The organism is Streptomyces himastatinicus ATCC 53653 (assembly GCF_000158915.1).
Taxonomy (GTDB): Bacteria; Actinomycetota; Actinomycetes; order Streptomycetales; family Streptomycetaceae; genus Streptomyces; species Streptomyces himastatinicus.
The window spans coordinates 4,874,539-4,879,237 of the sequence record NZ_GG657754.1; the positions used below are offsets into that span (position 1 = coordinate 4,874,539).

Consider the following 4,699-nt stretch of genomic DNA (forward strand, 5'->3'; position numbering starts at 1 on the left):
AGATCAACCGCTCGTACCGGCGCAGCGTCCGCAAGGGCACCACCGGCTACCGCTCCGGCGCCGCCGAGGCCGGTACCCGGTTCGACGGCCGCGAGGTGGAGGTCGGCCCGCCCCCCGGCATCGGCCGGATCAACTGGCTGGCCGCGCCGTTCGGCCCGGACGAGATCGCCGTCCTGCTGCACGCCGACCGCCGCACCGTCACCGCCGCGATCGAGATCGAGGGCCCGGGCGTCGGCCTGCGGGACAGCGAGGACCAGGAGGCGCTGGTCGACCGGTTCGGCACGCTGCTCAAGCACGTGGCCAACGGCGACGGCTTCGTGACGCGCCTCCAGATGCTGGCCCGCACCCTCCCCGCCGACCCGGACGCGCACGCCAAGGACGTCGAGCGGCGCGGCGACAACGGCTCCCCGGACTGGCTCAAGGACTCGTACGACCAGCTCCAGTCGATGGTCTCCACCTCCTCCGAGCAGCACCGCGCGTACCTCGTCGCCTGCATGCACTACACCCGCGACCTGGCCGCCGAGGCGCAGGCCATCGCGCGCGCCACCCGGCGCAGCGGCGGTGGCGGCAGGATCGACAAGGACGCGGGCCTGGCCGTGATCATGGCGCGCGAGCTGACCGACATCTGCGCGCGGCTCGCCGAGGCCGACATCCGTGTGCGCCAGCCCCTCGGGCAGGGCCGGCTGGCCTCGCTCATCCACTCCATGTACGACCCGGACCACCCCATCGACCACATCCAGGCGATGACCAAGCGCAACGCCTGGCCCGCCGAGCTGGACGCGATGGAGCCCACCTACCTCCAGGCGAAGACCCGCGAGTCCAGCACCCGCGAGCCGTGGTGCCACGCCACCGCCTGGGTGAAGGAATGGCCCATGACGCCGGTCGGGGTGAACTTCCTCGCCCCGCTGCTCGTCCACACCCCCGATGTCATCCGTACGGTCGCCGTCTGCATGGATCTGGAGCCCACGGAGATCGCTATCGAGCGGATGCTGACCGAAAAGGTCAACGACGAGGCCGAGGCCAGCCGCGCCGCGAAGATGAACCGTACGGTGGACCCGCGCGACATCGCCGCGCACGGCCGGCTCGACCAGCGGGGCGAGGACCTGGCCAGCGGCGCCGCAGGCGTCAATCTGGTCGGCTACATCACCGTCTCCTCCCGCTCGCCGGAGGGGCTCAACCGCGACAAGCGGACCATCCGGGCCTCGGCGGGGAAGAGCTATCTCAAGCTGGAGTGGTGCGACCGTGAGCACCACCGGGCGTTTGTGAACACGTTGCCGTTCGCGACCGGTATCCGCCGTTAGCCGACCGCATCTGATCGATAGCCGTGAGAAGACGACTGGGACTGGGACGATAGGGGCTCCGCCGTGGCCGATCCGATGACCGCCGTCACCGACGCGTTCACCAGCTTTCTGTTCGGGAAGGTGGAGACGACCCGGCTGCCGGTCCGTACGTCCACGGGGCAGGCGCAGGCCGTCTACCTCCCGACGGCGGCACCGGGCCTCGGCGACTCGGGCGTCATCATCGGGCGCGAGGTGTACTCCGGGAAGGGCTACATCTACGACCCGTTCCAGCTGTACGGCCAGCAGCTGCCCGCCCCGCACTGGCTGGTGCTCGGGGAGTCCGGCAACGGCAAGTCGGCCCTGGAGAAGACGTACGTACTGCGTCAGCTCCGGTTCCGCGACCGCCAGGTGGTGGTGCTGGACGCGCAGGGCGAGGACGGGGTCGGCGAGTGGAACCTGATCGCCCAGGAGCTGGGGATAACCCCCATCCGGCTCGACCCGATGGCGGCCCTCGACGGCGGCATCCGGCTCAACCCCCTGGACCCGTCGATCACGACGACCGGTCAGCTGGCCCTGCTCCGCACGATCATCGAGGTCGCGATGGGGCACGGGCTCGACGAGCGCTCCGGCTTCGCCCTCAAGGTCGCCCACGCCTACGTCAACGAGACCATCACCGACCGTCAGCCGGTGCTGACCGACATCGTCGAGCAGCTGCGGCACCCCGAACCGGAGTCGGCGGAGGCGATGAACGTCGACCTGGACGACGTACGGGCCTGGGGCCTGGACGTCGCCCTGGTGCTGGACCGGCTGGTCGACGGTGACCTGCGCGGCATGTTCGACGGTCCGACCACGGCCGGGATCGATCTCGACGCGCCGCTCATCGTCTTCGACCTGTCCCATATCGACCGCAACTCGATCGCGATGCCCATCCTCATGGCCATCGTGGGCGTCTGGCTGGAGCACACCTGGATCCGGCCCGACCGCAAGAAGCGCATCTTCCTGGTCGAAGAGGCGTGGCACATCATCAACTCGCCCTTCGTGGCCCAGCTCTTCCAGCGGCTGCTGAAGTTCGGCCGACGGCTCGGCCTGTCCTTCGTCGCCGTCGTCCACCATCTGTCCGACGTGGTCGACGGCGCGGCGGCGCGCGAGGCCGCGGCGATCCTCAAGATGGCCTCGACCCGGACGATCTACGCCCAGAAGGCGGACGAGGCCCGGGCGACCGGGCGGGTGCTGGGCCTGCCACGCTGGGCGGTGGAGATCATTCCGACGCTCTCCCCCGGTATCGCGGTCTGGGACGTCAACGGCAACGTACAGGTCGTCAAACACCTGATCACCGAGGCCGAGCGCCCCCTCGTCTACACCGACCGGGCGATGACCGAGGACGGGATCGCCATCCAGCTGGCCGCCGAGGCGGAGGCCGAGGAGCGAGCGGCAGCGGCGGTCGAGGCCGCGGCGGAGGCGGACCCGTACGGCGGTCCGTCGTACGGCTCCACGGTGGCCTGACGTGGCGGCGGGGCAGTACCGCGGCGGACCCGCGGAGCACGGCCACGGAAGACAGCCGACCCCCCAGGGCGGCATCCCGGACGGGCTGCTGATCGGCCTCTTCGCCTTTCTGCTCGGGCTGATCGGGCTGATCTGGTCGGCGACCGGCCTGTCCGCGCTCTTCGCGCACGGCGCCTGGCCGGACGGCCTGTCCTTCCTGCACACTCCCCTGGCGCTGCGCCATCTGGTGGAGGAACCGCACGACCTGGCGGCGGCCTGGCCCGCCACCCCGAAGGCCCAGCTCTCCGGATACGGGCTGTTCTGGGGCGTCTTCATCAGCGAGCTGATGGTCCTGATCGTGCTCGCGGTCTTCGCGATCGGCACGCTGACCCGCTACCGGCTGGTCCGCGCCAAGCGCCGCGCCGCCCGTGCGGAGGCCGCGGAGCGCGCTGCGGACGGTACGAACGGCACGGGTACGGAGCAGGCCCCTGGCCCCGCGCACGCCCCTGAGGGCAAGGACGCACAACCGGAAGCCCCCGCCCCGCCCCACCACGGGACGGGTACGGGCCCCACCGCCCCCGGCAGCGCCATCGCGCACGGCGCCCGCGACGCGGTCACGCCCCACGGCAGCGCCACGCACCGCTCCGCGGACCCGGTCGAGGCCGTCGCCCCGCCAGTCGCGGCGTACGAGACGGCAACCGGCCCCGTCGGCACGGAGCGCACGGAGCGCACGGAGCGCACGGAACCCACCGAGGCGCCCTCCCCCACCCCGTACGGCCCGGACAACCCCCAAGACCTCGTAGCGCCCGCCCCCGACGCCGACCTCGCCACCGGGCTGTTCCGCCCCGGCGGGGAACCGGCCCGGTCCCGCGTCCTCTTCGGCGCCGAGCGCGGCGACGCCGCCACCCAGGCCATCCTGGAGGCGGTCGGCCCCGTCCTCACCCTCACCAGCGACCCCGAGCTGTGGGCCGCGACCAAGGACGCCCGCGCCAAGTTCGGGCCAACTCATGTCTTCGACCCGTCCCACCTCCTCGACACCCCCGCCCGGCTGCGCTGGAACCCGGCGGACGGGTGCGGCTCCCGCGAGGTCGCGGCCGCCCGCGCCGCCGCCCTCCTGGCCCCCGTACGTCCCGCGCACGCGATGGACCAGCCCTTGGCGGAGGCCGCGGAGACGATGCTGCGCTGCTGGCTGCACGCCGCCGCGGTGGACGGCCGCCCCTTCCGCCACGTACACCGCTGGGCACAAGGCAGTTCCGCTCATGAGCCGGTACGGATCCTCCGTACGCACTCCAAGGCGGCGGGCGGCGCGGCGGGCGAACTGGAAGCCACCCTCACCGCTCACCCGGAACGCCGCGATATGGCCCAGGAGCTGACGGCGCGTGCGCTGGGCGCACTCTCCTCTATCCACATTCGGGACGCGTGCAATCCGGGGCGCGCGGATGCGCTCGCCCTGGAGTCATTCATCGGTGAAGGGGGAACGCTCTACCTGATGGGGGAATCCATCGAGGACCCCCGGTCGCATCCGGGTGCGATGCCCTTGTTGACCGCACTCGCCTCGTCCGTGGTCGAGCACGGCCGGCGCATGGCCGAACGGTCATCCTCCGGTCGGCTCGACCCACCACTCACCCTGGTGCTGGACGACGTGGCCGCCGTGGCGCCCCTCCCGGCGCTGCCGGACCTCCTGGCCCAGGGCGCCGCCCAGGGACTGCCCACGCTGGCGCTGATGCGCTCGCAGGAGCAGGCACGAGCCCGGTGGCCGCACCGCACGCTGGTCGGATAGGGACAGGGCCGGGTAGGAAGTCCCCGGACAGCAGACAGCCAGACAGCGCTGAGCTGGCGCTGAACGCAAAAATGCCTCGGCCCCGAGCATGAAATGCTCGGGACCGAGGCTAAAGATTGTTCGGCGGCGTCCTACTCTCCCACAGGGTCCCCCCTGC

The 4,699-nt window shown here is 71.8% G+C and carries 3 protein-coding genes; all 3 read left to right on the forward strand.

Annotation, left to right across the window (positions count from 1 at the left end; all coding sequences use genetic code 11):
• On the forward strand, window positions 1–1,301 hold a 1,301-nt coding region (locus SSOG_RS20450; RefSeq protein WP_063631581.1), incomplete at its 5' end, for an SCO6880 family protein.
• Window positions 1,302–1,364: 63 nt separating this feature from the next.
• On the forward strand, window positions 1,365–2,783 hold the full coding sequence (locus SSOG_RS20455; protein WP_009716153.1) for an ATP-binding protein: 1,419 nt from the start codon (window positions 1,365–1,367) through the stop codon (window positions 2,781–2,783).
• 1 nt (window position 2,784) lies between these two features.
• On the forward strand, window positions 2,785–4,542 hold the full coding sequence (locus tag SSOG_RS20460; RefSeq protein ID WP_009716154.1) for a membrane protein: 1,758 nt from the start codon (window positions 2,785–2,787) through the stop codon (window positions 4,540–4,542).
• The last annotated feature ends 157 nt before the right edge of the window (window positions 4,543–4,699 follow it).